This window comes from Catenulispora sp. GAS73, from assembly GCF_041262085.1.
GTDB lineage: Bacteria > Actinomycetota > Actinomycetes > Streptomycetales > Catenulisporaceae > Catenulispora.
In genome coordinates, this window is the sequence record NZ_JBGCCM010000007.1 from 18,651 (window position 1) to 45,475 (window position 26,825).

The following is a 26,825-nucleotide window of genomic DNA, read 5'->3' on the forward strand; positions in this document are numbered from 1 at the left end:
AGAGTCATATATGCGGACCCTCCGATCGGCAATCTCTGCCTGACAAATTCCCCGCGACGTGGGACCGAGGCCGGGATGCCCGAAAATGTCGGTTCCGCGCTCCGGCCTCGGCAGTCCACTATGCGGAATAGGTTGTCAAGAATTCACAGAACTGTCTGTCAAGTTCCGAACACCGCCGGGAGCCGGGCCGGACCCGCCGGCGGGCGGCTCGATCGCCAGATGCGGCATCCGGCGGTCCAGCCACTTCGGCAGCCACCAGTTGGCCGCGCCGCACAGATACATCACCGACGGCACGAGCACCGTCCGCACGATGAAGGCGTCCAGGGCCACGGCGGCGGCCAGGCCCACGCCGAACTCGGCGACGTCGCGCTGGCTGGTCAGGGAGAACGCGGCGAACACGGCGATCATGATCAGCGCCGCGGCGGTGATCACCCGCGCGGTGTGGGTCAGGCCGGCGATCACCGCCCGGGTGTTGTCCCGGGTGTGCGACCACTCCTCGGCCATCCTGCTGACCAGGAACACCTGGTAGTCCATCGACAGGCCGAACAGCACCGCCAGCACGATCTCCGGCATGTAGCCCATGATCGGGCTGGCCGCGCCCTGGCCGAACAGCCGGGTGCCCCAGCCCCACTGGAAGTACGCGGTCAGGACGCCGAACGAGGCCGCCGCGGCCAGCAGGTTCAGTGCCGCCGTCAGGGTCGGGATCAGCAGGCTGCGGAAGGCCACCAGCAACAGCAGGAAGCTCAGGCCCACGACGGTGACCAGCAGCAGCGGCAGCTTGGCGTTCGTCATCGCCGCGAAGTCGTCGTTCGAGGCCGTCACGCCGCCCACGTAGACCTTCAGCGCGGTGCCGTCCGCGTACTCCGGCACCACTGAGTCCCGCAGATGGTTGATCAGATCAGGGGTCGCCTGGGCCTGCGGCGCGGTCTTGGGCAGGACCTGGGTCACCTCGATCGCGGAGCCCGCGGCGGCCGGGGCGGGCGCCGGCGGGGCCTGCACGGCGGCGACCCCGGGCACGGTGGCCAGCGCGTGGTTGAGCCGGTCCAGCGCGGCCTGGTCGGCCGGGGAGTGGACCTCGGAGACCAGGAACAGCGGGCCGTTGAAGCCCGGCCCGAAGCCGTCCGCGAGCATCTCATAGGACTTGTACGAGGTGCTGGACGTGGCGTCGTTGGAGGCGTCCACGAAACCCAGCTTCAGGTGCAGCACCGGAGAGGCGATCAGGAGCATGGCCGCGAGCCCGACGGTCGCGAGCACCGGGGCGAACCGCGGCACGGCCTGCGCCCAGCGGGCCCAGAGGCCCTGGCCGCTCTCCGCCCGGCCCTGCTCGCCGGCCAGGAGCGCACGGCGCCGACGGCGGCCGAGCACGCGCAGGCCGAAGACCCCGAACAGGGCCGGCAGCAGCGTCAGGGAGGCGATCACGGTGCACACCACGGTCATGGCCGCCGGGACGGCCAGGCCGTTGATGAACCCCACGCCGATGGTGAGCAGGCCGAGCAGGGCGACGCACACCGTGCCGCCGGCGAACAGGACCGCGCGGCCGGTGGAGTTCAGCGCCTCCACCGTCGACTGCTCCGGGTCCAGCCCGGACTCCAGACCGCGCCGGTGCCGGGTCAGGATGAACAGCGCGTAGTCGATGCCGACGCCGAGGCCGATCAGCGCGCCGAGGACCGGCGCGACGCCGTTCACGGCCATCACGTGACTCAGGGGGCTGACCAGCAGCATGCCGCTGCCGACGCCGGCCACCGCGGTGACGATCGGCAGGGCCGTGGCCAGCAGGGATCCGAAGACCACGAACAGGATGACGGCGGCCGCGGCGATCCCGATCGCCGACGAGGTGGACGACGGCGGCGTCTGGACGCTCTCGATCGCCGCACCGCCGAGTTCGACCGCCAGGCCCGGCTCACGGGCCGCGGTGGCCGTCGAGATCACCAGCTTGACGTCGTCGTGGTTCAGGGTGTCGGCCTGCTTGGTGAAGTTCACCGTGGCGTACGCGGTGCGCTTGTCCGAGCTGAGCTGGACCTCGCCGCCGGCGCTGTAGGGGCCGGCGACCGAGGCCACCTCGGGCAGGTGCGACACCTGCGTGAGCATCGCCGAGATCCGCTGCTGGACCGCCGGCTCGGTGACGCTGCGGCCGGGACCCACCTGCCAGACGATCTGGTCGGCGTCACCGGCCTGCGCCGCGCCCGACCGCTGGAGCAGTTCCTGGGCGGAGTTCGAGCCCGTGCCCGGCAGCACGAGGGAGTTGTCGGTCTTGTTCTTCACCACCCCCGACATCACCCCCAGGCCGACGAGCAGCGCCACCCAGACGGTGATCACGACGAGACGGTGTTGATAACACCAGCGTGCGAGGGCAGACATGGTCAACCAATCCTTAGAGGGTGGAAAGTAGCGATTTGCCGCATACGGAACTGCCGGCTGGCCTCGAAAACGAGCGAAACGGTCTAGGAGCAAGCGTGGCTAGACAGGTGGCCCGCGCATCCTGGTTGGCTGTAAGGGCCACCTGGCGACGCCAGGCGCCGCTCATAGGCCACTGCGGCCTTGCCGCCATATGATTCAGCGCGCGGCGAATTGCCACTTTCCACCCTCCTAATTCTGCTTGCCGTAGAGGTGCAGGGCGATCGGAGTGCAGGCGAAGAAGACGACAGCGGTGGCGATGAGCGACCAGGCGACGGCGCCGCCGGTACTGCTCGTCCCGCCGGCACCGTTCATCAGGTCCCGGGCCGCGGTGGCGAGGTGGCTCAGCGGGTTGACGTCGACGAAGTCCCGGAGCCAGTGCGGCATGGTGCCGGGCGAGACGAAGATGTTGCTGGCGAAGGACAGCGGGATCAGGACGGCGTTGGCGATGCTGATGACGACCGCCGCGTCCCGCACGAGCAGGGCGACCACCGCCCACAGCACGGACAGCGCGATCCCGAAGGCGACGACCACGGCGACCGCGGCCAGCACGCCCGGCGCGCCGCCGTGCGGGCGGTAGCCCATGGCCAGGCCGAGGACGATCACGATGGCCGAGGCGAACAGGTAGCGGAAGGCGTCGCTGAGCAGGCCGCCGAGAACGAAGGCGCCGCGCCAGATCGGCAGGCCGCGGAAGCGGTCGAAGGCTCCGTTGTGCATGTCCTGGGCCAGGCGCGCGCCGCCGTACATGGTGACGATGGCGATGCTCATGGTCAGCACGCCGGGCAGCAGGGTCTTGAGGTAGTCGCCGGTGGAGCCGCTGATGGCGCCGCCGAACAGGTAGGTGAACAGGACGGTGAACAGGATCGGGATGGCGGCGGAGTCGACCAGCTGCTTGGGGTCGTGCTTGATCTTGAGCAGGGCTCGGCTGCCGAAGGTCGCCGAGGCGGTCACCGGACCGGCTCGGCGGCCGCGCTTGCCCGAGGCGAGCAGGGCGTCGATGCGGTCGGTCTTGGCCTCGGCGGGGGTGGGGGCGGCTGCGGGGCCGGTTCCGGGGCCGGGGACGGTGGTGGTGCTCACGCGTTCACGTCCTCACGGTTGGCGGGGGCGGGCCGGCCCGGCCGGGGGAACCGGGCCGGCCGCGGGGGTGGGGGCGGTAGTCAGGTCGGTGGCCGGGCCGGCGCCCGGATCAGTGGCCGATTCAGTAGCCGGATCAGTGGCCGAATCAGTGGCCGGGTCGGCGGTGTGGCCGGTCAGGGTGAGGAAGACCTCGTCGAGGCTCGGCTGGCCGAGGGCGAAGTCCGCGACCGCGACCCCGGCCTCGGCGAGCCGGACCAGGGCCTGCCCGACCAGCCGGTTGGCGTCGGTGGGATCAGCCGGCGTGCCCAGCAGCGTGGACAGGGCCAGTGGGTCGGCCTCCACGTGGACCGTCGCGCCCAGCGCCGTGGTCAGGATCTCCTGCGCCAGCGCGCGCTGGCCGCCGTCCAGGAGCCGCAGGTGCAGCGCGCCGGAGCCGACGCGCGCCTTGAGCTGCGTCGCCGTGCCCTGAGCCACGATCCGGCCCTGGTCGATGATCGCGATCTGCTCGGCGAGCTGGTCGGCTTCCTCAAGGTACTGAGTCGTGAGCAGGACCGTGGTCCCGGCCGCGGCGATCCGGCGGACCAGCTCCCAGACCTGGTTGCGGCTGCGCGGGTCCAGCCCGGTGGTCGGCTCGTCGAGGAACAGCAGGTCGGGCGTGACGATCAGGCTCGCGGCGATGTCGAGCCGGCGGCGCATCCCGCCGGAGTAGCCGCGCACCGGGCGGCCGGCCGCCGCGGTCAGGTCGAACGCGTCCAGCAGGTCGTCGGCCCGCGCTCGGCCGGCGGCCCGGGACAGGCCCTGGAGCCGGCCCAGGATCAGCAGGTTCTCGGACCCGGTCAGGTCCTCGTCCAGGGAGGCGAACTGGCCGGTGACCGAGATGCGGGCGCGGATGGCGTCGGCCTCGGTCGCGACGTCGTGGCCCAGGACGCGGGCGGTGCCGCCGGTGGGCCGGGTCAGGGTGGCCAGGATGCGGATGGTGGTGGTCTTGCCCGCCCCGTTGGGGCCGAGGAAGCCGAACACCTGGCCCACGGGGATCGTGAGATCGATGCCGTCCAGCGCGCGTTTCTCGCCGTAGGCCTTGACCAGACCACGCATCTCGATCGCCGGACGACCCTCGTCAGCGTTCTTCGTTGGCATGCTGCCAGCGTTCTCTATCTCTTACGCGCTGTCAAGGTTATCTCACCCTTATCTCTGACAAGTTGTCAAAGTTAAGCGCCGCGGGATATCCTTCCGAAGATGGCCGACCTGCGCGACACCACCAGCACCGGCACCGAGAACGGCACTGCCACCGGCACGCCCACCCGGCGCCGCCGAGCCGACGCCCGCCAGAACATCGACGCCATCCTCACCGCGGCGCGCGTCGTCCTCGGCCGCCAGCCCGACGCCGGCATGGAGGAGATCGCCGCGACGGCAGGCGTCACCCGGCAGACCGTCTACGCGCACTTCCCCTCGCGCGACGCCCTACTGGCAACGGTCGTGCAAACAGCAGCCGCCGAATACGCCGCCCTCCTCGACGACGCCGACCTGGACACGGCCCCACCGGCCGAGGCGCTGGCCCGCTTCCTCGCCGCCGGCTGGGAATTCATGCACCGCTACCCGCTCCTGCTCACCGCCGCCGCGTCCTCGGTCCCCCGGCCGGCCAGCGACGACCCGCACGACGTCGTGCCCCCGAGGCTGGAGCGGATCATCGAGCGCGGGCAGGAGGAAGGCGAGTTCGAGTCCTCACTCCCGGCGACCTGGCTCGCCGCCGCCGTCCTGGGGCTGCACCACACGGCCGCGGCGCAGGTCGCGGGCGGGCAGCTGAGTGCGGAAGAGGCTCAGTCGCTGTGTCTGGAGAGCACGCTGCGGGTTTGCGGTGCGGCGGGAGTGGGATCGCGCTGAACGCACGACATACCGGGCCGGCGCGCATCACGCGCCGGCCCGGTGTGTCGTCTGTGTCGTCTGAGTAGTTCAGTAGTCGAGGCGTCAGGTCACTCGGTGCCGGTGACACCTCCGTCGATCAGCGCGAACAGCTCGTCGTCGGTCGCGGAATCGACGGCGATCTCGCCGCCGGGCAGCTCCCCACTCGTCGGCTGGACTTCGTTCCATCGGCTCAGCAGCGTCTGCAGGCGCCGGGTGACTCCGTCGCGGAGGTCCGGCTCGTCGCGCAGGCGCAGGAGGGTCTTCTCAAGGTTCTCAATCTCGTCGAGCACCGGTGCTGATCTGGGCGCCGCCGCGTCGGGGACGACCTTGGTGCGCACGTAGGCCGCGAGTTCGGCCGGGGTGGGGTGGTCGAAGACCACTGTCGCCGGGAAGCGGCAGCCGGTCGCGCCCGACAGCCTGTTGCGGAGGTCGACCGCGGTGAGGGAGTCGAAGCCGAAGTCGCGGAACGGGCTGTCGGCGTCCATGGCCGCTGCCTCGCCGCCGCCGAGTGCGGCGGCGGCGTGCGAGCGGACCAGGTTGAGCAGGAACTCCCGCTGGTCGGGCTCGGCCAGCGAGGACAGGCGGCGCGCCAGGTCGGCGGCGGGGTCGGCGGACGCGGAGCGGGTTCGGGCGGTCGGCACGGTGACCAGGCCGCTCCAGAGCGCCGGGAGTGAGCCCTCGCGCGCCAGCGAGCGGAGCCGGGCCGCGCGGACGGGAGCCGCCAGCAGGACCGGTTCGGCGCTGCCGCGCGCGGCGTCGAACAGGGCCAGGGCCTGCTCGGTCGACAGTGCGGCGAAGTATCCGCCGACGCGCGCGCGGTGCGAGCCGGTCATGTCCGCGGTCAGCTCGCTGGTCTGCGCCCACAGGCCCCACGCGATCGACGTCCCCGGCAGGCCCAGCGACCTCCGGTGCCCGGCGAGCGCGTCGAGGAAGACGTTCGCCGCCGCGTAGTTGCCCTGCCCGGGAGCGCCGGTCAGTCCGGCGCCGGAGGAGAAGAGCACGAACTCGGCGAGACCGGCCTGCGCGGTGAGCTCGTGCAGGTGCAGCGCGGCGTCAACCTTGGGCCGCATGACCGCGTCGATCTTCTCCGGCGTGAGCGAGGACAGGATCCCGTCGTCCAGGACGCCGGCGGCGTGCACCACCGAGGTCAGCGGATGAGCGGCCGGAACCGCGGCCAACGCTCGGGCCAGATCCGCGCGGTCGGCGACATCGCAGGCAACGATCTGCGCCTCGGCACCCAACTCGGCCAGCTCGGCCCGCAGCTCCTGCGCACCGGACGCCTCAAGCCCGCGCCGGCTCAGCAGCAGCAGATGCCGCGCGCCCCGCCCCGCGAGATGCCGCGCGACGACGCCGCCCAGCGTGCCGGTGCCGCCGGTGACGAGCACCGTCCCCTCGGGGTCGGGCGTCGCCGGAATGGTCAGCACGATCTTGCCGACATGCCGCGCCTGGCTCATATACCGGAACGCCGAGACCGCGTCGCGGACGTCCCAGGTGGTCACCGTCGGCAACGTCAGCGCGCCGGCGCGGAACAGGTCCAGGACCTCGACCAGCATCTCGCGGACCCGGTCCGGCCCGGCCTGGCGCAAGTCGAAGGCCTGATAATCGATGCCGGGGTGGGCCGCCACGACGTCAGCGGCGGAGCGGATGTCCGTCTTCCCCATCTCGATGAAGTGCCCGCCCGGCTTCACCAGCCGCAGCGAGGCGTCGACGAAGTCCCCGGCCAGCGAGTTCAGCACCACGTCGACGCCGCCTCCGGCCGTAGCCTCGCCGAACCGCTGCTCGAAGTCGAGCGTCCGGCTGGACGCGATGTGCGCGTCGTCGAGCCCTGCGGCCCGCAGCACCGGCCACTTGCGCTCGCTCGCGGTCGCGAACACCTGCGCGCCGCGATGCCGCGCGAGCTGCACCGCGGCCGAGCCGACGCCACCGGCCCCGGCGTGGATGAGCGCCGACTGCCCGGCCGCGAGGCCGCCGAGGTCGAAGAGCCCGTAGTACGCGGTCAGAAACGCCACCGGCATCGACGCGGCCTGCTCGAAGGACCAGCCCTCGGGGATCTTGGCGAGCAGCCGGTGGTCGGTCACGGCCACCGGGCTGAACGCATTAGTCCAGAAGCCCAACACCCGGTCTCCGGGCACCAGGTCGGTCACGCCCGCGCCGACCGCGGTGACCACCCCCGCGCCTTCGCTGCCGAGCTCCGTCTCGCCGGGGATCATGCCCAGCGCGGTCACCACGTCACGGAAGTTCAGCGCGGCGGCGCGCACGGCGACCCGCACCTCGTCCGGGGCGAGCGGAGCGTCGAGCGCCGGGCATTCGGCCAGCGTCAGGCCCTCCAGGGTCCGGGCATCGGTGGCTTCCAGGCGCCAGGACGCGGCGCGCGCCGGGGGCAGCAGACGTTCGCCGCTCTCGGCGTCGGCGAGGCGCGGGGCGAGCAGTTGCCCGGAGCGGATGGCTACCTGGGGTTCGTCGGACGCCGCCAGGGCCGACCAATCGGCCGAGCCGTCGTCGTCGGCCAGGACGAATCGGCCGGGGTGCTCGGTCTGCGCGGTGCGGATCAGGCCCCATACAGCGGCAGCGGCCAGGTTCGGCGCTTCAGCTCCGGCCTCGACAGCACCCTGCGTTCGGATGACCAGCCGCCCGGTGCCGAAAACATCGCCGGCCAGCCACTGCTGAGCGACCTCCAGCGCGGCCGCCGTAGAAAAGCGAGCGCCTGCCGCCAGATCGTCGGCACCGGTGCCGCCTTGCCGAGCAGGCACCGACCACAGCACCAGATCCGGCGCCGGTGCTCCGGCCTCAATCGCCGCTCGCAGCTCGGTCAGGTCGCGATAGCCGGTCACCGCGGCGCCGGAGCCGCTGAGCTGATCGATGGTCTCGGTCCCATCTGTGCCGAGCACCGCCAAGCTCTGCCGAGCTGCCTGCGCCGGGGCAACGGGCACCCACGTGGGCCGGAACAGCGCGTCCCGCAGCGCGGTCGAGGTCGTGGCCCGCTGCTGCCAGGACGAGGCCGGCCGCACCACGATCGCTCCCGCCGAGACCACGGGCCGGCCGGTGAGGTCCGCGGCGGCCAGCGCGACGCGGTCCGGGCCGAGGCGCCGGATCCGGACCCGCAGGTCGGTCGCGCCGGGAGCGGCGAGGGTCACGTCGCCGAACACGAACGGCAGCACCATCGCCTCCCCCGGCACGGCCAGCCCGGCCACCTGCGCGGCGGCGTCCAGCAGCGCCGGGTGGACGCCGAACCGCTCAGCGTCGCCGCGCAGCTCGGAGGGCAGGGCGACCTCGGCGTAGATGTCGTCGCCGAGCCGCCAGGCCTTGCCGATCAGTTGGAAGCTCGGGCCGAACCCGTATCCGTGCTCTGCGAATCCCGCGTAGATCTGGTCCGTGGGCAGCGGTTCGGCGCCGGCCGGCGGCCAGATCACGAAGTCGCCGGTGTCCTCCTCGGGGGTATCGGTCGTGCCCGCCAGCTCGCCGACAGCGTGTGCCGTCCACTCGCCGTCGAGGGAGGCTTCCTCAGGCCTCGAATACACGGTCACCGGACGCCGGCCGAGCTGATCCGGGGTTCCCGCGACGACCTGGAGCTGGACGGCGCCGGCCGACGGGAGGATAAGCGGCGCCTGGAGCGTCAGCTCCTCAATCCCCTGACAACCGGCCTCCGCCGCCGCCCGCAACGCGAGCTCGACGAACGCCGTCCCGGGCAGCAACGCCTGGCCCGCGACCTGGTGGTCGGCCAGCCAGCGCTGCCCGTGCAGCGCGAGGCGACCGGTCAGCACCACGGACTCGCTACCGGCGACGTCGACCGCCGCGCCGAGCAGCGGGTGCGCACCGGCACGCAGCCCCGCCCTGCCGAGCGCGTCGCCCGACGGCACCTTGGGCTCCTGCCAGTAACGCTTCCGCTGGAAGGCGTACGTCGGAAGGCTGACAAAGTGGTCCGGCTCCGGCCCTAGCAGCTTCTGCCAGGCGACCGGCACGCCGCCGGCCCAGGCCTGCGCGACCGAACCGAGGAAGTCGTCCTGACCGCCACGATCGCGGTGCAGTGTGCCGACGGCGATCGCGGCGGCCTGTGCCTGCTCGATCGACTCCTGCAGCGCCACTGTCAGCACCGGATGCGGGCTCGCTTCCACGAACAGCCCGTAGCCCCGGTCGAGCAGGGTCCGGGTGACCTCGTCGAACCGAACGGGCTCGCGCAGATTGCGGTACCAGTAGTCCGCGTCGAGCCCGGCGGTGTCCAGCTGCGTGCCGGTGACCGCCGAGTAGAAGGGGATCTGCGAGGCAACCGCGTCGATGCCCTTCAGCTGCGCCAGCAGTTCCTCCTTGATCCGCTCGACGTGCGGAGAGTGCGAGGCGTAGTCGACCGGGAGACGCCGAACTCTGATATCGGAGTCCTGATACTCGGCGACCAGTTCCTCGATCGCGTCGATGTCGCCGGAGACGACCACCGATCCGGGCCCGTTCACCACCGCGATCGACACCTTGCCAGTCCACCGCACGAGCAACGCCGAAGCCGCCTCGGGCGTCACGCCCAACGACGCCATCGCGCCCCGACCGGACAGCGACGCCAGCGCGCGGCTGCGCAAGCAGACCACGCGCGCTGCGTCCCGCAGCGACAGAGCCCCGGCCACGCACGCGGCGGCGATCTCGCCCTGCGAGTGCCCGACCACCGCGGCCGGCACGATGCCCGCCTCCCGCCACAGCTCGGCCAGCGACACCATGACCGCGAACAGCACCGGCTGGACGACGTCCACCCGCTCCAGGTCCGGAGCCCCGGGCACCTCGCGCAGCACATCGCGCACCGACCAGCCGGTGACCGCCGCGACCGCCTCGTCGCATTCGGCGATCCGGTCACGGAAGACCGGGGACGCGTCGAGCAGCCCGAGGGCCATCCCCCGCCACTGCGTCCCCTGCCCGGGGAACACCAGTACCGCCTCACCGGGACGGTTACGCGCCAGTCCCTGGACCAGTCCCGCGCCGGGCCGTTCCTCGGCCAGATCGCTCAGCCCGGCGAGCAGTTCGGCGCGGTCGGCGCCCAGAACCACAGCCCGGTGAGTCAGCGCCGAGCGCCGGATCAGCGCGCTCGCGACGTCGCGCGGCTCCAGCTCGGGACGGTCCTGAAGGAACGCGGCCAACTGCGCGGCCTGGGCACGCAGCGCGGCCTCTCCCCGCCCCGACAGCACCCAAGGCACGGGGCCGTCCACAGGCACCGTATCAATCTGCTGCGACTCCGACGCAGCCTCTTCTGGGGCTTCCGGCTCAGGCGCCTGTTCGAGGATCAGGTGAGCGTTCGTCCCGCTGATACCGAACGATGAAACCCCGGCCCGGCGCGGACGGCCCGTCTCAGGCCACTGCTGCGCCCGGACCGCCAGCCGCACCGCGCCGGACGTCCAGTCCACGTGCGGACTCGGCTCGTCCGCGTGCAGCGTCGCCGGCACCACGCCGTGCCGCATCGCCAGCACCAGCTTGATCACGCTGGCCACACCTGCAGCCGCCTGGGTGTGGCCGATGTTCGACTTCACCGAGCCCAGCAGCATCGGCGCGGCCCCGGCGTGCGCCTGGCCGTACGTCTCCAGCAGTGCCTGCGCCTCAAGGGGGTCGCCGAGTCCGGTCCCGGTCCCGTGCGCCTCCACCACGTCCACCTCGGACGCCGCGACCCCGGCGTTCGCCAACGCCGCCTGGATCACGCGGCGCTGCGACGGGCCGTTCGGGGCGGTCAGCCCGCTGGACGCGCCGTCCTGGTTCGTGGCCGACCCGCGGATGACGGCGAGCACTTCGTGCCCGCGCCGCCGCGCCTGCGACAGCGTCTCGACGAGTACCAGGCCGACGCCCTCGGCGAACCCGAACCCGTCCGCACCGGCGCCGAACGCCTTGGACCGGCCGTCCGGAGCCAGCGCCCGCATCCGGCTGAACTCGATGAACACCTTCGGGCTCGACATGATCGCCGCGCCGCCGGCCACCGCCATGGTGCACTCGCCGGTCCGCACCGCGTGGCAGGCCTGGTGCAGCGCCACCAGCGACGACGAGCACGCCGTGTCGACGGTGACCGCCGCGCCCTCCAGCCCGAACACGTATGCCAGCCGCCCGGAGACGACGCTCGGCGTGGTGCCGGTGACGACGTACCCTTCCACGCCGGTCGGGTAGTCCGACGGTCCGGCGCCGACGAAGACCCCTGTCTTGCTCCCCTTCAGGGTCGCCGCATCGACACCCGCGTCTTCGAACAACTCCCAGCAGGTCTCCAGCAGCAGCCTCTGCCGCGGTTCCATGGACAGCGCCTCACGCGCGGAGATCCCGAAGAAGCCCGCGTCGAACTCCGTCGCGTCCTGCAGGAACCCGCCCTCGGAGACATAGGAGGTGCCCGAGTGGTCGGGGTCCGGGTCGAACAGCTCCGTCAGGTCCCATCCCCGGTCCTGCGGAAAGCTGTCGATGGCGTCGCGGCCCTCGGCCAGCAGCTGCCACAGACCCTCCGGGGACACCACACCCCCGGGATAGCGGCACGCCATGCCGACGATCGCGACCGGCTCGCCGAGCTTGGCCTCAAGTTCGTCGTTGCGCCGGCGCAACCGCCGGGTCTCCTTCACCGATTCCCGCAGGGCGCCGGTGATTTCTTCGATCGATGCGCTCATGGAAGCCTCTACTCCTCGGTGCTGTGAACGGCGCGGATGAGTTCGCCGAGATCCATGTCGTCCACGGCGTCGATCTCGTCTTCATGGCTCTGCTGGTCCTCGCCGCCGTCGTCCGTCGCGTCCGGCAGCTCCTCGGCCGGGCCGGACAGCTCGCCCAACCGTTGGGCCAGCGCGGTCGGGGTCGGGCAGTCGAAGATGAGGGTCGCGGGCAGCCGCAGGCCGGTCGCCGCAGCGAGGCGGTTGCGCAGCTCGACGGCGGTCAGGGAGTCGAAGCCGACGTCCAGGAAGCCGCGTTCGGCGTCGACGGCGGCCACCGAACCGTGCCCGAGCACCGCCGCGGCGTGCTTGCGGACCAGGTTGACCAGCGCCTGCCGGCGCTCGGCCGGGGCCAGCCCGGCGAGCAGTTCGGTGAGTCCGCCGGCGGCCTGGTCCGAACTCGTCTCAGCGGCCTGACGACCGCCGCGCGGCACCAGCCGGCTCAGCACGGCCGGGAGCGTGCCGGCCTCGGCCTGGGCTCGCAGCGCGCCCCGGTCGATGTGCGCGCCGACGACCATCGGCAGCCCGGACTCGATCGCCTCGTCCAGCATGGCCAGCGCCTCGGGCACGGACATGGCCTGCGCCCCGGCCCGGGCCAGCCGCTCCCGGTCCTGCTCGTCCAGCTTGCCGGTCATCCCGCTGTCCGGCGCCCACAGACCCCAGGCGACCGACGTGCCGGCCTGCCCTCGGGCGCGCCGGGCGGCGGCGAGCGAGTCGAGGAAGACGTTGGCGGCGGAGTAGTTGGCCTGCCCCGGATTGCCGATCACGCCGGCGGCCGAGGAGAACGTGACGAACATGCCCAGCGGCAGGTCGTCGGTCAGCTCGTGGAGGTGCGCGGCGGCGTCGACCTTGGGGCGCAGCACCCGGGCCAGCCGGTCCTCGGTGAGCGCGGTGAACACCACGTCGTCCAGCACGCCCGCGAGGTGGACCACCGCGGTGAGCGGATGCTCGGCCGGGATGTCGGCCAGCAGCCCGGCCAAGGCTGCGCGGTCGGCGACGTCGCACTCTGCGACGCGCACGTCCGCACCGAGCTCGGTGAGCTCCGCAGTGAGCTCCCCGACGCCCTCGGCCGCCGCGCCCCGACGGCTCGCCAGGACGATGTTCCGCATCCCCCACGGACCGGCCAGGTGCTTGGCGACCAGGCCGCCGAGGGTCCCGGTGCCTCCGGTGATCAGCACCGTGCCCTCGGGGTCCGGGGTCGGCGGGATCGTCAGGACCAACTTGCCGACGTGCCGGGCCTGGGCCATGTAGCGGAACGCCTCGGGCGCTTCGCGGACGTCCCAGTCGCGGGTCGGCAGCTCGGTCAGCATGCCCTGCTCCAGCAGCGGGACGACGTCGTCCAGCAACGAGCGCATCACCGCCGGAGTGGTATCGCGCACCAGGTCGATCTGCTCGTACAGCACGCCGGGATACGCCTGCCCGACCTCCTCCGGGCTGCGCACGTCGGTCTTGCCCAGCTCGATGAACCGGCCGCCCTTGGGCAGCAGCCGCAGCGAGGCGTCGACGAGCTCGCCGACCAGCGAGTTGAGGACCACGTCCACGCCCGCGCCGTCGGTGGCGTCGAGCATCAGGTCGGCGAACGCCGCGTCGCGCGAGGAGGCGATGTGCGCGTCGTCCAAGCCCAGCTGCCGGAGCACGTCCTGCTTGGCCGGGCCGGCCGTGGCGAAGACCTCGGCGCCGAGGTGGCGGGCGATCCGGATCGCCGCCATGCCGACGCCGCCGGTCCCGGCGTGGATCAGGACCCGTTGTCCGGCGCTCAGCGCGGCGGTCTCGACGAGGGCGTAGTAGGCGGTCAGGAACGCCGAGGGGATCGCGGCCGCCTGCTCGAAGGACCAGCTCTCGGGCATCGGGGCGAGCCAGCGGTAGTCGGTCACCGCCTCGGTGGCGAACGCGGCCGGGATCATGCCCAGGACCCGGTCGCCGGGCTTCATCCCGACGACGTCGGGACCGACCGCCTGGACGACGCCCGCGCCCTCGCCGCCGATGAAGTCGCCGCCGCCCGGGGCCATCCCGAGCGCCACCATGACGTCGCGGAAGCCGATGCCGACCGCGCGCATCCGCACCCTGACCTGGCCGGACGCCAGCGGCTCGGGATCGGCCGGGAACGGCTTGAGCGCCATGGCGTCGAGCACCCCGGACGGGTCCGGCTCCAGCCGCCACCGGCCCCCGGGCGGCACGGTCAGCGCGTGCCGCGAGGCGGCCAGCGGCGCCAGCCGGGGAATCAGGGCGACGCCGCGGCGGATCGCGAGCTGCGCCTCGTCGCCGGCCAGCGCCTGCACCAGCGGGGCGACGGCGTCGGTGCCGTCGAGGTCGGCCAGGACGATCCGGCCGGGGTTCTCGGTCTGCGCCGAGCGGAGCAGGCCCCAGACGGGAGCGGTGGTCAGGTCCGGCGCACCGCCGCCGGGCGCGGTCGCGACCGCGTCGCCGGTGACGACGACGAGGCGGGAGTCCGCGGTGCGGTCGTCGGCGAGCCAGGCCTGGACCTCGCGCAGGACGCCAGCGGTCGCGGCGAAGGCCGAGTCCGGCAGAGCGGCGTCGGCGGCCGAGCTGACGGGCAGCACGACGATGCTCGGGCACGGCCGACCTTCGGCCAACAGAGCACTGAGATCGGGATAGCTCTGCGGGGAGATCCCGGCCTCCGCCAATCCGGCGACCAGACCGAACGGATCAGCACCGAGCAAGTCAGCGCCATGCACGCCCGCACCAGCAAGGTCCGCACCGCGCAAGTCCGGGTCAGCCGGATCCGCACCGGCCAGGTCGGCGCGATACCTGCCGGCGCCGAGCAGCGCCCAATCCGCGGCGACCTTGCCGGTGGGCCGAGCCGGCGGCGCGATCCACTCCAGCTCGAACAGCGACCGGTCGGCCGGGGCCGCGGCCAGCGCCAGCTGCTCGGCCGGCACCTGCCGGCTGACCAGGCGCTCGATCACCAGGACCGGGTCGCCGTTCTCGTCGGTCGCGGTGATCGACACGGTGTCCGGACCGATCGGCGAGATCCGCGCCCGCAGGTCGCGGGCGCCGGGGGCGAACAGCGACACGCCGGTCAGGCTGAACGGCAGCCGGATCACCTTGGCCGCGCCCTCGGGCTGCCCCATGGCCGGGGCGAGCATCATCGCCTGGAACGCCGCGTCGAGCAGCGCGGGGTGCACGCCGTACCGGTCCGCCTCGTCGCGCACCCCGGCGGGCAGCGACACCTCGGCGTACACGTCGTTGCCGTGCTGCCAGGCCTGGCGCAGTCCGCGGAACGAGGGCCCGTAGACGTACCCGCCCTCGGTCTCGGCCTTGGTGTAGAAGGCGTCAGGGTCCTGCAACACGGGCTCGGCTCCGGCCGGGGGCCATTCGGCGGTGCGGGCCGGCGCGGGCAGGCTGTCGGCGGTCAGGACCGCCGAGGCGTGCCGCGTCCAGCTGCCGGGACCGCCGGACTCGCCGTCCCCGACCTCCGGCCGGGTGTAGACGGCCAGCGGACGGCGTCCCGGATCGCTCGGCGGGCCGACGATCAGCTGGATGCTCACCGCCTCGCTGTCGCTCAGGAACAGCGGCGCCTCCAGCGTCAGCTCCTCGACGCGAGGGTGCTGCGCCTGGCTGCCGGCGCGCAGGGCCAGTTCGGCGAAGCCGGTCGCAGGCAGCAGCCGCGCCCCGGTGACGCCATGGTCCGCCAGCCAGGGCCGGGTGCCGGCGGACAGCCGTCCGGTGAGCACCAGGCTGTCGCTGTCGGCGAGCTCCACCGCCGCGCCGAGCAGCGGATGGGTCGAGGCCTGCACGCCGAGCGCCGCCGGGTCCGCGGCGGTGGGCGCCTGGCCCCGCCAGAAGCGCTGCCGGTCGAAGGCGTACGTGGGCAGCGGAACCCGCTCACCGCCGGGGATCAGCTTGGCCCAGTCCAGGTCCACGCCGTTCACCCAGGCCTGCGCCAGCGAGGCGACGAACCGGACCAGGCCGCCGTCGTCGCGCCGCAGCGAGCCCACCGTCAGCGGCTCGGCCAGGCCCTCCACCGCCATGGCGGTCTCGGTCACCGCCGAGGTCAGCACGGAGTGCGGGCTCGCCTCGATGAACGCGGTGAAGCCGTTGTCGAGCAGCTTGCCGGTGGCGTGCGTGAACAGCACGGGCTCGCGCAGGTTGCGGTACCAGTACTCGGCGTCGAGCTCCGTGGTGTCGATCGGCTCGCCGGTCACCGCGGAGTAGAACGGGATCCGCGAGCGCTGCGGGGTGATGTCAGCGAGCTGCTTCAGCAGGTCCGCGTGCATCGGCTCGACCTGCGGCGAGTGCGAGGCGTAGCTGACCTCGATGCGGCGGATCCGGACGCCGCGCCGCTCGCACTCGTCGGTCAGCTCGTCCAGCGCGCCGGTGTCGCCGGCGACGACGACCTGCGTCGGGCTGTTGACGGTCGCGATCGTGACCCGCTCGCGCCACGGGGTCAGGAGGGTGGTCACCTGCTGCTCGTCGGCGTGCAGCGACGCCATGCCGGCCGAACCGGTCAGGCGGGTGATCGCCTGGGCCCGCAGAGCCACGATCTTGGCGGCGTCCTCCAGGGAGAGCGCGCCGGCCACATGCGCGGCCGCGATCTCGCCCTGGGAGTGCCCGACGACCGCCGCCGGGCTCACGCCGTAGTGCTGCCACAGCCGGGCCAGCGAGACCATCACCGCGAACAGCGCCGGCTGCACCACGTCGACCCGCTCGAAGCCGGGCGCGCCGTCGGCTCGGCGCAGCACGTCGGTCAGCGACCAGTCGGTGTGAGGCGCCAGAGCCTGCTCGCATTCGCGGATGGACTCGGCGAACTCCGGGCTGGCGTCGAGCAGTTCGGCGGCCATGCCAGACCACTGACTGCCCTGTCCGGGGAAGACGAAGGCGATGCGCGGCTTGTTCCGCGCGGTGCCGCTGATCAGTGCCGCGTCCGGCTCGCCGTCGGCGAGCGCGGTCAGCAGGCTGTCGTAGTCGTCCCGGTCGGCCCCGAGGACGACCGCGCGGTGCTGGAGCGCGGCCCGGGTGGACGCCAGGCTCCAGCCGATGTCGCGGGGTAGCACCTCGGAATCGTCGGCGAGCATCCGGCGCAGCTTCACGGCCTGCCGGCGCAGCGATTCCGAGGTCGCTGCCGAGATCGGCAAAGGAATAGGTGCGATAGGGGCCTCGGGCTCTCGCACCGGCACTTCTTCTTCCAGCGCCGGTGCCTGTTCGAGGATGACGTGGGTGTTGGTGCCGCTCATGCCGAACGCGGACACACCGGCCCGGCGCGGACGGCCCGTCTCAGGCCACTGCTGCTGCTCCACCGCCAGCCGCACCGCGCCCGAGGACCAATCGACGTGGGCGCTCGGCGCGTCCACGTGCAGGGTCGCGGGCACCAGGCCGTGCTGCATCGAGAGCACGAGCTTCATCACGCCCGCCGCGCCCGCGGCGGCCTGGGTGTGGCCGATGTTCGACTTGATCGACCCCAGCAGCACCGGTCGGTTCGCCTCCCGGCCCTGGCCGTAGGTCTCCAGCAGAGCCTGGGCCTCGATCGGGTCGCCGAGCGAGGTGCCGGTGCCGTGCGCCTCCACCACGTCCACCTCGGACGCCGCGACCCCGGCGCGCGCCAGCGCGGCCTGGATCACCCGGCGCTGCGACGGGCCGTTCGGCGCGGTCAGTCCGTTGGAGGCGCCGTCCTGGTTGACTGCGGAGCCGCGGATCACCGCGTGCACGTGGTGGCCATTACGGCGCGCGTCGGAAAGCCGCTCGACGAGGAACAGCCCGACGCCTTCGGCGAGCGCCATGCCATCGGCAGCGTCGGCGAACGCCTTGCAGCGTCCGTCCGGCGCCAGCGCGCCGAGGCGGCTGAACTCGGTCAGCTCCTTGGGGCTGGCCATCACCGCCGCGCCGCCGGCCACGGCCATCGTGCACTCGCCCGAGCGCAGCGCTTGGGAGGCCAGGTGCAGCGCGACCAGGGAGGAGGAGCAGGCGGCGTCGAGCGTCAGGGCCGGTCCCTCCAGCCCGAACACGTAGGACAGACGCCCGGACATCACGCTGCCGGTGGTGCCGGTCGCGGCGTAGCCCTCGGCCCAGTCCGGGACCTGGATCGCCGCCGACGCGTAGTCCGTGGGGTTGCCGCCGATGTAGACGCCGGTGCGGCTGCCCTTCAGGCTCGGCGCGGCGATTCCGGCGTTCTCGAACAGCTCCCAGCAGGTCTCCAGCAGCAGCCGCTGGCGCGGGTCCATGGCCAGGGCTTCACGCGGGGAGATGGCGAAGAACTGCGCGTCGAAGTCGGCTATGTCCTCCAGGAATCCGCCCTCGCGGACGTAGGCGGTCCCCGAGCGGTCGGGATCGGAGTCGAACAGCTCGGCCAGGTCCCAGTCGCGGTTCTCCGGCAGGCCGCCGATGGCGTCGCGGCCCTCGACGAGCAGCCGCCACAGCTCTTCCGGCGACTCCACGCCGCCGGGGTACCGGCAGGCCATACCGACGATCGCGATCGGCTCGCCGTCGTCGGCGACGAAGCCGACCTCGCCGGCATCGGCAGCCGACCCGGCCAGCTCGCCGAGGACCAGCTCCAGCAGGTGCTCGGCGACGGCGGTCGCGGTGGGGTAGTCGAAGGCGATGGACGCCGGCAGGTGCATACCGGTCGCCGCGTTCAGCCGGGTGCGGAACTCGACCGCGGTCACCGAGTCCGAGCCCATGTCGGTGAACGGCCGGTCGGGGTCCACGTCGGAGGCGCGGTCGTAGCCCAGGACGGCTGCGGCCTCGGTTCGGACCACGTCCAGGACCGCCCATTCGCGTTCGGACTCGGTCACCCCGGACAGCAGCCGGCCCAGGGCGGTCGCCCCGTCCACGCCGTCGCCGCCTGCCGCAGCCCGGGCTTCGGGAATGTCGTCGAACAACGGCTGCGGACGGATCGAGGTGAACAGCGACGCGAACCGGTCCCATTCCACGTCGCCGACCACGACAGAGGTCTCATCCTGGTCGAGCACCCGCTGCAGGGAGCGCAGCGCCTGCTCCGGATCCAGGAGCGGCAAGCCCTGGCGTTGCGACTGGCCTGCGAGCATCGCCAGCAGTTCCGGATCGTCGTCCTGTTCCCCGAACGGGTTCCACACACCCCATGCGACGGAGGTTCCAGCCAGGCCGCGCGCGCGGCGCTGGGTGGCCAGGGCCTCCAGGTGCGCGTCGGCGGCCGCGAAGACACCATGGTCGCCGGCCCCCCAGACGCCTGCGACGGACGAGTACAGGACAAAGGCGTCCACGGTGTCTTCGGCGCCCTGGCCGAGCAGTTCGTCCAGGACCTGCGCGCCGGTCACCTTGGCGTGCAGCGCGTTGGCGAGCTGGGCCGTCGTGGTCGTCGACAGCGGGTCGCGCTCGGGGGACACGGCCGTGTGGACGACGCTGCGCACCGGTCTCCCGGCGGCCCGCGCTTCGCGCAGCACCTCCGCCATGGCATCGCGGTCCGCCACATCGCAGGCCGCGAACGTCACCGCCGCTCCGGCGCGCCCCAGTTCAGCCTGGAGCTCGCGCGCGCCCGGCGCGTCCGGACCGCGGCGGCCGACCAGGATGAGGTGTCCGGCGCCCCGCGACGCCAGCCACCGGGCAAGCCGGCGGCCGAGCCGTCCGGTGCCGCCGGTGATCAGGATGCTGCCGCCGGGTTGCCAGCTCCGCGCGGCCGGGAGGTCGGTCACCGGGTCGCGGACCAGTCGGCGCACGTGCACATCGCCGTCCCTGATCGCCATTTGGTCCTCGTCGCCCAGGGCGCCACCGAGCACCGCACACAGATGCTCCAGGGCGTCCGCGCCGAGCGCGCCCGGCAGGTCGATCAGGCCGCCCCAGCGCTGCGGGGACTCCAACCCCGCCACTCGTCCCATACCCCAGACCTGGGCCTGTGTCGGCGATGCCGGATCACCGTCGGCCACGGCCACCGCGCCGGTGGTCGCCAGCCACATCGGGATGTCGGCTTCGAGGTCGCCGAGGGCCTGGATCAGGGCCAGGGTGCCCGCCGTGCCGGCCGGGACGTCCGGGAACTCCTGATGCGGACGCTCGTCCATCGCCAGCAGGGAGAGCACTCCGGCGGCCTGCGTGGCCGACTCGTTCCGCAGCAAGGCGGCGACGCCGTCGCGGTCCTCGCGCGTCGGGTCCAGTGTGATCAGCTTCGCGGTCGCGGTCCGGGCGGTCAGAGCGGCGCACACATCCTGCGCGGCGGCGGTTCCCGGGCCGTTGTCGGGGGCCACGATCAGCCAGGTTCCGGCCGGCGCGGCGCCGACGAGGCCGTCGGCGGGCCGCCAGGCGACGCGGTACCGCCAGGCGTCGAGTTCGTGGCCTGCGATGTCCGGGATCGCGGTGGCCTCGGCGGTGTCCGGCCCGAACGCCGGCTGCCAGTCCACGTCGGCGCCCCGGGTGTAGGCCTCGGCCAGGGAGGTCAGGAGCCGTCCGGTGCCGCCGTCGTTGCGGCGCAGCGTGCCCAACGCTCTGGCGGGGCTGCCGGCCTGCTCGATCGTCTCCTCGACGGCCGGGGTGAGCACCGGGTGCGGGCTGGTCTCGATGAACAGGTCGTGGCCATCGGCCAGCAGCGCGCTGACCGCGTCCTGGAAGCGCACGCGCTCCCGGAGGCTGCGGTACCAGTACTCCGGACCGAGCTCGGCGGTGTCCAGCAGGCCGCCGGTCGCCGAGGAGTAGAACGGAGTCGTCGAACGGCGCGGCGTGATCCCGGCCAGGACGTGTCCGAGCCGTTCCCGGATCTGCTCGACGTGCGGCGAGTGCGAGGCGTAGTCCACCTCGACGCGCCGGAAGCGAACGCCGTCGCCGTCGCAGATCGCCGCCAGCTCGTCCAGGGCCGCGACGTCGCCGGCCACCACGACGCTGCTCGGGCCGTTGATCGCGGCGATCGACACCCGGCCGGCGAAGGGCTCCAGCAGGCGGGTGACCGCCTCGGAGTCCAGGGCGATCGAGGCCATGCCGCCCTGGCCGGACAGCCGGGTCAGCTCGGCGCTGCGCAGGGCCACGACGCGCGCCGCGTCCCGCAGCGACAGCGCGCCGGCGATGTAGGCGGCGGCGATCTCGCCCTGCGAGTGGCCGACCACGGCCGAGGGCACGACCCCGCGCGAGCGCCAGAGCTCGGCCAGCGAGACCATCATCGCGAAGAGCGTGGGCTGCACGACGTCGACCCGGTCCAGCGACGCCGCTCCCGGCGCGCCGGCGATCACGTCGGCGAGCGACCAGTCGGTGAACTCCGCCAGGGCCTGATCGCACGCGCGCATCTGGTCGGCGAAGGCGGGTTCGGCGGCCATGAGTTCGGTGGCCATCCCGGGCCACTGCGCGCCCTGGCCCGGGAAGACCAGGGCGATCTTCGCGGCGTCGGTGACAGTGCCCTGAACCAGGTTCGCGTTGCTCTTACCGTCCGTGAGCGCGGTCAGCCCGTCGCCGAAGCCCGCCGACTCCTTGGCCAGCACGACGGCCCGGTGTTCGGCCGAGCCCGGCAGCGCGGCGAGGGCGGATCCGACCTTCTGCGGGTTGAGGTCCGCCTCGCGGGCCGTGTGGTCCCGCAGGGCCGCGGCGCGGGCGCGCAGGCCGGTGGCGCTGGCGGCGGACAGGACCCAGGGGACGTCCGGCAGGCCGGAGGTGTCGGCGAACTCGCGGTACCAGAACCGGCGGCGCTGCCACGGGTAGGCGGGCAGGCTGACGGGCCGGCGCGCGCCGGGAGCCGGAGCGGGCACGGCGCCGGTGGCGAACAGCTCGGCCGCGGTGGCGGCGAGCTCATCAGCATCCTGAGGCAGGACGTCGATGAAGACGTCGGCGTCGCCGCCCCAGCTGCCCCCGCTGTCCACGGCACCGCCTTCGGCAGCGAGCCGCAGAGCCTCGTCCAGCCCCAGCACTCCGGCGGCCCAGGCGGCTGCGATCTGGCCGGAGCCCTCGCCGGCCGCCGTGTCCGGGACGAGCCCGACCGTGGCCCACAACCTGGTCGCCGCAACCTGGTGGCAGAACAAATACGCCGCGCCGGCCGGCGGCTCGGTGGTCAGCTCGGTAGCGCGCGCCACGACAGAACTCAGTGCACTGGCATACTCCGGCAGCTCTGCGAGGCGCGCTCGCACCTCCGCGGAGGGCAGCTCACCGCCGAATCGGAATCCGACAGTGTTCTCGACTCCCTCGGCGACCGTCGCCATCCGGGCGGCCGGCGTGGCCTGGCCGCGCGCCGCCGCCTCCAGGGTGGCCACGATGGTCGCGGCGTCGGTGCCGGTGACGGCGAGCCGATGGCCGAGCCAGGTGCGGCGGTAGGCGCTGGTGTAGACGATGTCGTCCAGCTCGTCCGGCGCGGTACGCAGCCGCGCGGCCAGCCGTCCGGCCGCCTGCCGCAGCGCCGGTTCGGAGCCCGCCGTGACCATCAGAACGTAGGGGATGCGACGCGGCGCGCCGCTGGTCTCGCGGTCGGGCTCGACCGCCGGCGCCTGCTCGACCACCACATGCGCGTTGCTGCCGCTGAACCCGAACGAGCTCACTCCCGCGCGGCTGGGGCGGCCGCGCTGCGGCCAGGGCCGCAGCTCGGTCACCACCGAGACCGGGAGCCGGTCCCAGTCGATCTGCTTCGACGGGCTGCTCATCAGGTGCGGCGGCAGCTCGCCGTGGTGCAGCGCCAGGACCACCTTGAGCAGGCCGGTGACGCCGGCCGCCGCTTCCAGGTGCCCGATGTTGGCCTTGGCCGCGCCGATCAGCACCGCCTCGTCCGCGGCGCGCCCCGGGCCCAGGGCCTCGGCGAGGGCGCGGACCTCGATCGGGTCGCCGAGCTGCGTGCCGGTGCCGTGGGCCTCGACGTAGTCGACGTCGCGCGGTGCCCAGCCCGCGGTCGCGACCGCCTGCTTGATGACGTCGATCTGCGCGGAGGCGTTGGGGACGGTCATGCCGCCGCTGGCGCCGTCCTGGTTGACCGCGGTCCCGCGGATGACCGCGTAGACGCGGTCGCCGTCCCGCTTCGCGGCGCTCAGCGGCTTGAGAATCAGCGCCGCCGCGCCCTCGCCGCGTCCGTAACCGTCGGCCGCGTCGTCAAAGGTCTTACACCGCCCGTCGGGGGCCAGGGCGCCGGCCGCGGACATCGAGACCGACACCGTCGGCGCGACGATGACGTTGGCCCCGCCGACGATCGCGATCCCGCAGTCCCCCTGGCGCAGTCCCTGGCACGCCAGGTGGACGGCGGTCAGCGAGGAGGAGCACGCGGTGTCGACGGCGATGGAGGGCCCGCTCAGCCCCAGGAAGTACGACAGGTGCCCGACGGCCGCGGCGAAGGTCGTGCCGGTCCCGAAGAAGTGGTTGACCTCGGCCATGTCCCGGGTCAGGAGCTGCTGGTAGTCGGCGGTGTTGAGGCCGAAGTACACGCCGGCCGCCTGGCCTTCGAGGCGCGCCGCGCTCTGGCCGCCGTCCTGGAGCGCTTCCCAGGCGACTTCGAGCAGCAGGCGGTGCTGCGGGTCGAGCGCCTTGGCCTCGCGCGGCGAGACCCGGAAGAAGTCGGCGTCGAAGCCCTCGATCTCGTCGAGGTAGCCGCCGCGGGTCGGGACGCCGACGCCGGCCTCGGCCCAGATCGGGTCGGCCTTGCGGGCGGACGGCAGGTCGCGGACCGCGTTGCGGCCCTCGGCCAGCAGGGACCAGAACTGGTCGGGCGAGTCCGCGCCGGGCAGCCGGCACGCCATGCCGATGATCGCGACGGCGTCGTCGGACTCGTCGGTCTCGTCGGTCTCGTCGGGCGCCTCGCCGGACGCCACCGACGAGGCGCCAGTCTCATCGCGCGCGCCGGCGTCGGCGAAGAACGCGCTCAGCGCCTCGATCGTCGGCTTCTCGAAGACGATCGTCGAGGGCAGCTCCATGCCGAACTCGGCCGACAGCCGGTCCCGCAGCTCGACCGCGGTCAGCGAGTCGAGGCCCTGATCGAACAGGCCGCGGCGGCGGGGCAGGCTCTGCCCGGCGGGCAGGCCCAGGACCGCGGCGACGTGCGCCTCGACCCGCTGGACCGAACCGCGAGCCGAACCGCGATCGGGCTTCGCGCCGGCCTTCGGCGCGGCGGCCGAGGCCGGGACGACGGCGGGCACGGGCGAAAGCGTGGGGGTTGCCCGCGCGCCGCCGTCGTCGGGCGCCACGCCGGCCGTCGGGTGCGCGAGCACCTCGCCGACGACGTGGCCGTCGCTGTCGACCAGGCTCAGCCGGACCGGCTCGGACGCCGCTCCGGCGGCCGGGCCGCTCCCCTGGTCGCCGAGATCGACCCCCGGCAGCCAGTACGAATCGCCGCCCCAGGAGGGCACGGGCAGCGTCCGGTAGCGCCCCGGCCGGCCGGTGATCGCCGTCCAGTCCACTCCGACGCCGGCGACGTGCAGCTGCGCGAGGGTCCTGCGCAGCGAAAGCTCTCCGGACTCGCCGCGGCGCAGCGTCGCCACCGCCGGCCCGCGCCGCTCGCGCAGCCGGCCGGCGTCAGCGAGCTGACGGATCAGGGTCGGGTGCGGACCGATCTCGACGAACGCCCGGTCGCCCCCGGCGAGCAGCCGGTCGACGGCCGGCCACAGGAGCACGGGGTCGGTGAGGTTGCGCTCCCAGTACGCGGCGTCGAAGCGGACGTCCGACTCGTCCGGCAGCACGCTGGAGACCATCGGCACCGAAGGCGTGCGGGCGGTCAGCTCGTCCAGAGCCTGACGCAGCCGCGGGCCGCACTCGGCGACCACCGGGCTGTGGAACCCGTAGCCGCCGGCCAGCGCCTTGCATCGCAGGCCCCGTTGTTCGAACACCGCCGCAGCCGCTTCGACGGCCTTCACCGGGCCGCTGAGCACCACCGCACCGGGCCCGTTCACGGCGGCGACCACCACCGGCAGACCGGCCTCGGCGATCAGCGCCTCGGCCATGGCGCGGTCGGCGCGGACCGCGAGCATGGCGCCGCGGCCTGCGGTCTCCTGCAGGATCAGACCACGTCGAACCGCGAGCTGGACGGCGTCGGCGCGGGACAGCGCGCCGGCCGCGTGCGCGGCGGCGATCTCGCCGACGCTGTGGCCGACCACGGCGACCGGCCGGACGCCGGACTCGGCCAGCCAGCCGGTCACCGCGGTCTGCACCGCGAGCAGCGCGGGCTGGACGACGTCGGTCAGTTCGAGCCGGCCGTCCGAGCTGCGCAGTACGTCCAGCAGCGACCACGACACGTCCCGGCGGATCAGGGCGTCGCACTCGTCGAGGACGTCGCGCACCACCGGCGAGGTCTCATACAGGTCCGCGGCCATGCCAGCCCACTGCGAGCCCTGGCCGGAGTAGACGAACACCGTCTCCGGGGCGTCGTCGGGGTCGACCTCGCCGACGTAGACGCCGTCCGGCGCCTCCTCGATCTCACCGAGCGCGGCGGCGAGTTCCCGAGGTTCGGTGACGACGGCGGCAAACCGGTGCCGCTCGTGGGTGCGCCGGGTAGCGGCCGAGGCGAGGAGATCGTCGAGACCGTCCTCGTCCGCCGCCGCCCTGGCACTCATCCCGGCGACCTGCTCGGCCAGCCCCGACTCGTGGAACGCCGACGCGAGCAGCACGTAGGGACCGGCCGGCCGAGCACCGGCAGGCACGACCTCGGCCGCCGCGAACCCTTCGGCGATCACGTGCACGTTCGTCCCACTGAGCCCCGAAGAACTCACCGCTATGCGGACCGGTCGGTCCAGACCGTCCAGGCTCACCGGCGCGATCGGCACCGCCATCCGGCCCCGGTCCCAGGCCACCGCCGAGGTGAGCCGGCCCGGATCGGGCTGCGCGGGCACCTGGCGCGCGTTGATGACGTACAGGCCCTTGAGAAGCCCGGCGATGCCCGCCGCGGCGTCGGTGTGTCCGAACACTGCCTTGTTGGAGCCCACGTACAGCGCCGGCCGGTCCGTGTCGCGCGGCCGGCCGTAGACCTCGTCCAGCGCCATCAGCTCGACCTGGTCGCCGAGCGGGGTCCCGGTGCCGTGCGCCTCGACGTAGTCCAGGTCCGATGGTCCGATCCCGGCGGCGCCGAGGGTGGTGCGCAGCAGTTCGGCCTGCGCGGCGCCGTTGGGCGCGGTGATGCCGAGGCTGCGGCCGTCGTGGTTGGCGGCCGAGGCGCGCAGGACGGCGTAGACCCGGTCGTGGTCGGCCAGCGCGTCCGAGAGCCGCTTGAGCACCAGCACGCCGCAGCCGTCGCCGCGCAGGATGCCGTCGGCGTCGGCGGCGAAGGGGCGGCACCGGCCGGTCGGCGAGATCGCGCCGATCTGGTTCATGAAGGCGGTCAGCTCGGGGGTCAGCATCAGGCTGACGCCGCCGGCCAGCGCGACGTCGCTCTCGCCGCTGCGCAGGCTCTGGCTCGCCAGGTGTACGGCCAGCAGCGAGGACGAGCAGGCCGTGGTCAGCGAGGCCATCGGGCCGCGCAGGTCGAAGGTGTAGGCCAGACGGCCGGCCACGAAGCTGAACTCGTTGCCGCTGCCGTAGTGCGGCCCGACGCCGCCGAGACCGAGCGTCTTGGTGTGCAGGGTCAGGTAGTCGTGGGAGAAGACGCCGAAGAACGCCGCGGTGCGGGTGCCGCGCCAGGCGTCCGCGGGACGCCCGGAGTCGCTCATCGCCTCCCAGGCGACCTCCAGCATCAGCCGCTGCTGCGGGTCCATCGCGCCCGCCTCGCGCGGCGCGATGCCGAAGTAGGAGGCGTCGAAGCGGTCGATCTCGTCGAGGAAGCCGCCGAGACTGCCGTCGAGCCCGCTGTCCCAGCGGGTCGCGGGCACGTCGCGGAAGACACCGGTCCCGGCGGTGAGCGCCGCGCCGAAGTCGTCCAGGGAGCGGACGCCGCCGGGGAACCGGCAGCCGAGGCCGACGACGGCGATCGCGTCGTCGGCCGGGTTCATCGTCGTCAGTGGTTCTACCATC

The 26,825-nt window shown here is 73.3% G+C and carries 6 protein-coding genes; 1 reads left to right on the top strand and 5 read right to left on the bottom strand.

Features of this window, described 5'->3' with window-relative positions; all coding sequences use genetic code 11:
* Window positions 1–135: 135 nt before the first annotated feature.
* The 3 genes from ABH935_RS12350 to ABH935_RS12360 form a co-directional block, all read right to left on the bottom strand.
* Window positions 136–2,316: an MMPL family transporter gene (locus ABH935_RS12350; RefSeq protein ID WP_370377987.1), complete on the bottom strand. Its 2,181-nt coding sequence runs from the start codon at window positions 2,314–2,316 to the stop codon at window positions 136–138.
* 270 nt (window positions 2,317–2,586) lie between these two features.
* Window positions 2,587–3,471, bottom strand: coding sequence for an ABC transporter permease (locus ABH935_RS12355; RefSeq protein ID WP_370377988.1), 885 nt, complete (start codon window positions 3,469–3,471; stop codon window positions 2,587–2,589).
* Window positions 3,472–3,483: 12 nt separating this feature from the next.
* Window positions 3,484–4,608 (bottom strand): ATP-binding cassette domain-containing protein, encoded by a 1,125-nt coding sequence (locus ABH935_RS12360; RefSeq protein ID WP_370377989.1) that lies wholly within the window; start codon window positions 4,606–4,608, stop codon window positions 3,484–3,486.
* A gap of 99 nt (window positions 4,609–4,707) precedes the next feature.
* Here ABH935_RS12360 and ABH935_RS12365 point away from each other — a divergent pair, with 99 nt between their 5' ends.
* Window positions 4,708–5,352 carry a TetR/AcrR family transcriptional regulator gene (locus ABH935_RS12365; RefSeq protein ID WP_370377990.1) on the top strand — a complete coding sequence of 215 codons (645 nt, stop codon included), beginning with the start codon at window positions 4,708–4,710 and terminating at the stop codon, window positions 5,350–5,352.
* 89 nt (window positions 5,353–5,441) lie between these two features.
* On the opposite strand, the gene ABH935_RS12370 is transcribed toward ABH935_RS12365, so the two are convergent.
* A complete protein-coding gene (locus tag ABH935_RS12370) occupies window positions 5,442–11,978 on the bottom strand; it encodes an SDR family NAD(P)-dependent oxidoreductase (RefSeq protein ID WP_370377991.1) in 6,537 nt (2,178 codons plus the stop codon).
* An 8-nt stretch (window positions 11,979–11,986) separates the two neighbouring features.
* Window positions 11,987–26,824, bottom strand: coding sequence for an SDR family NAD(P)-dependent oxidoreductase (locus tag ABH935_RS12375; protein ID WP_370377992.1), 14,838 nt, complete (start codon window positions 26,822–26,824; stop codon window positions 11,987–11,989).
* Between the last annotated feature and the right edge of the window lies 1 nt (window position 26,825).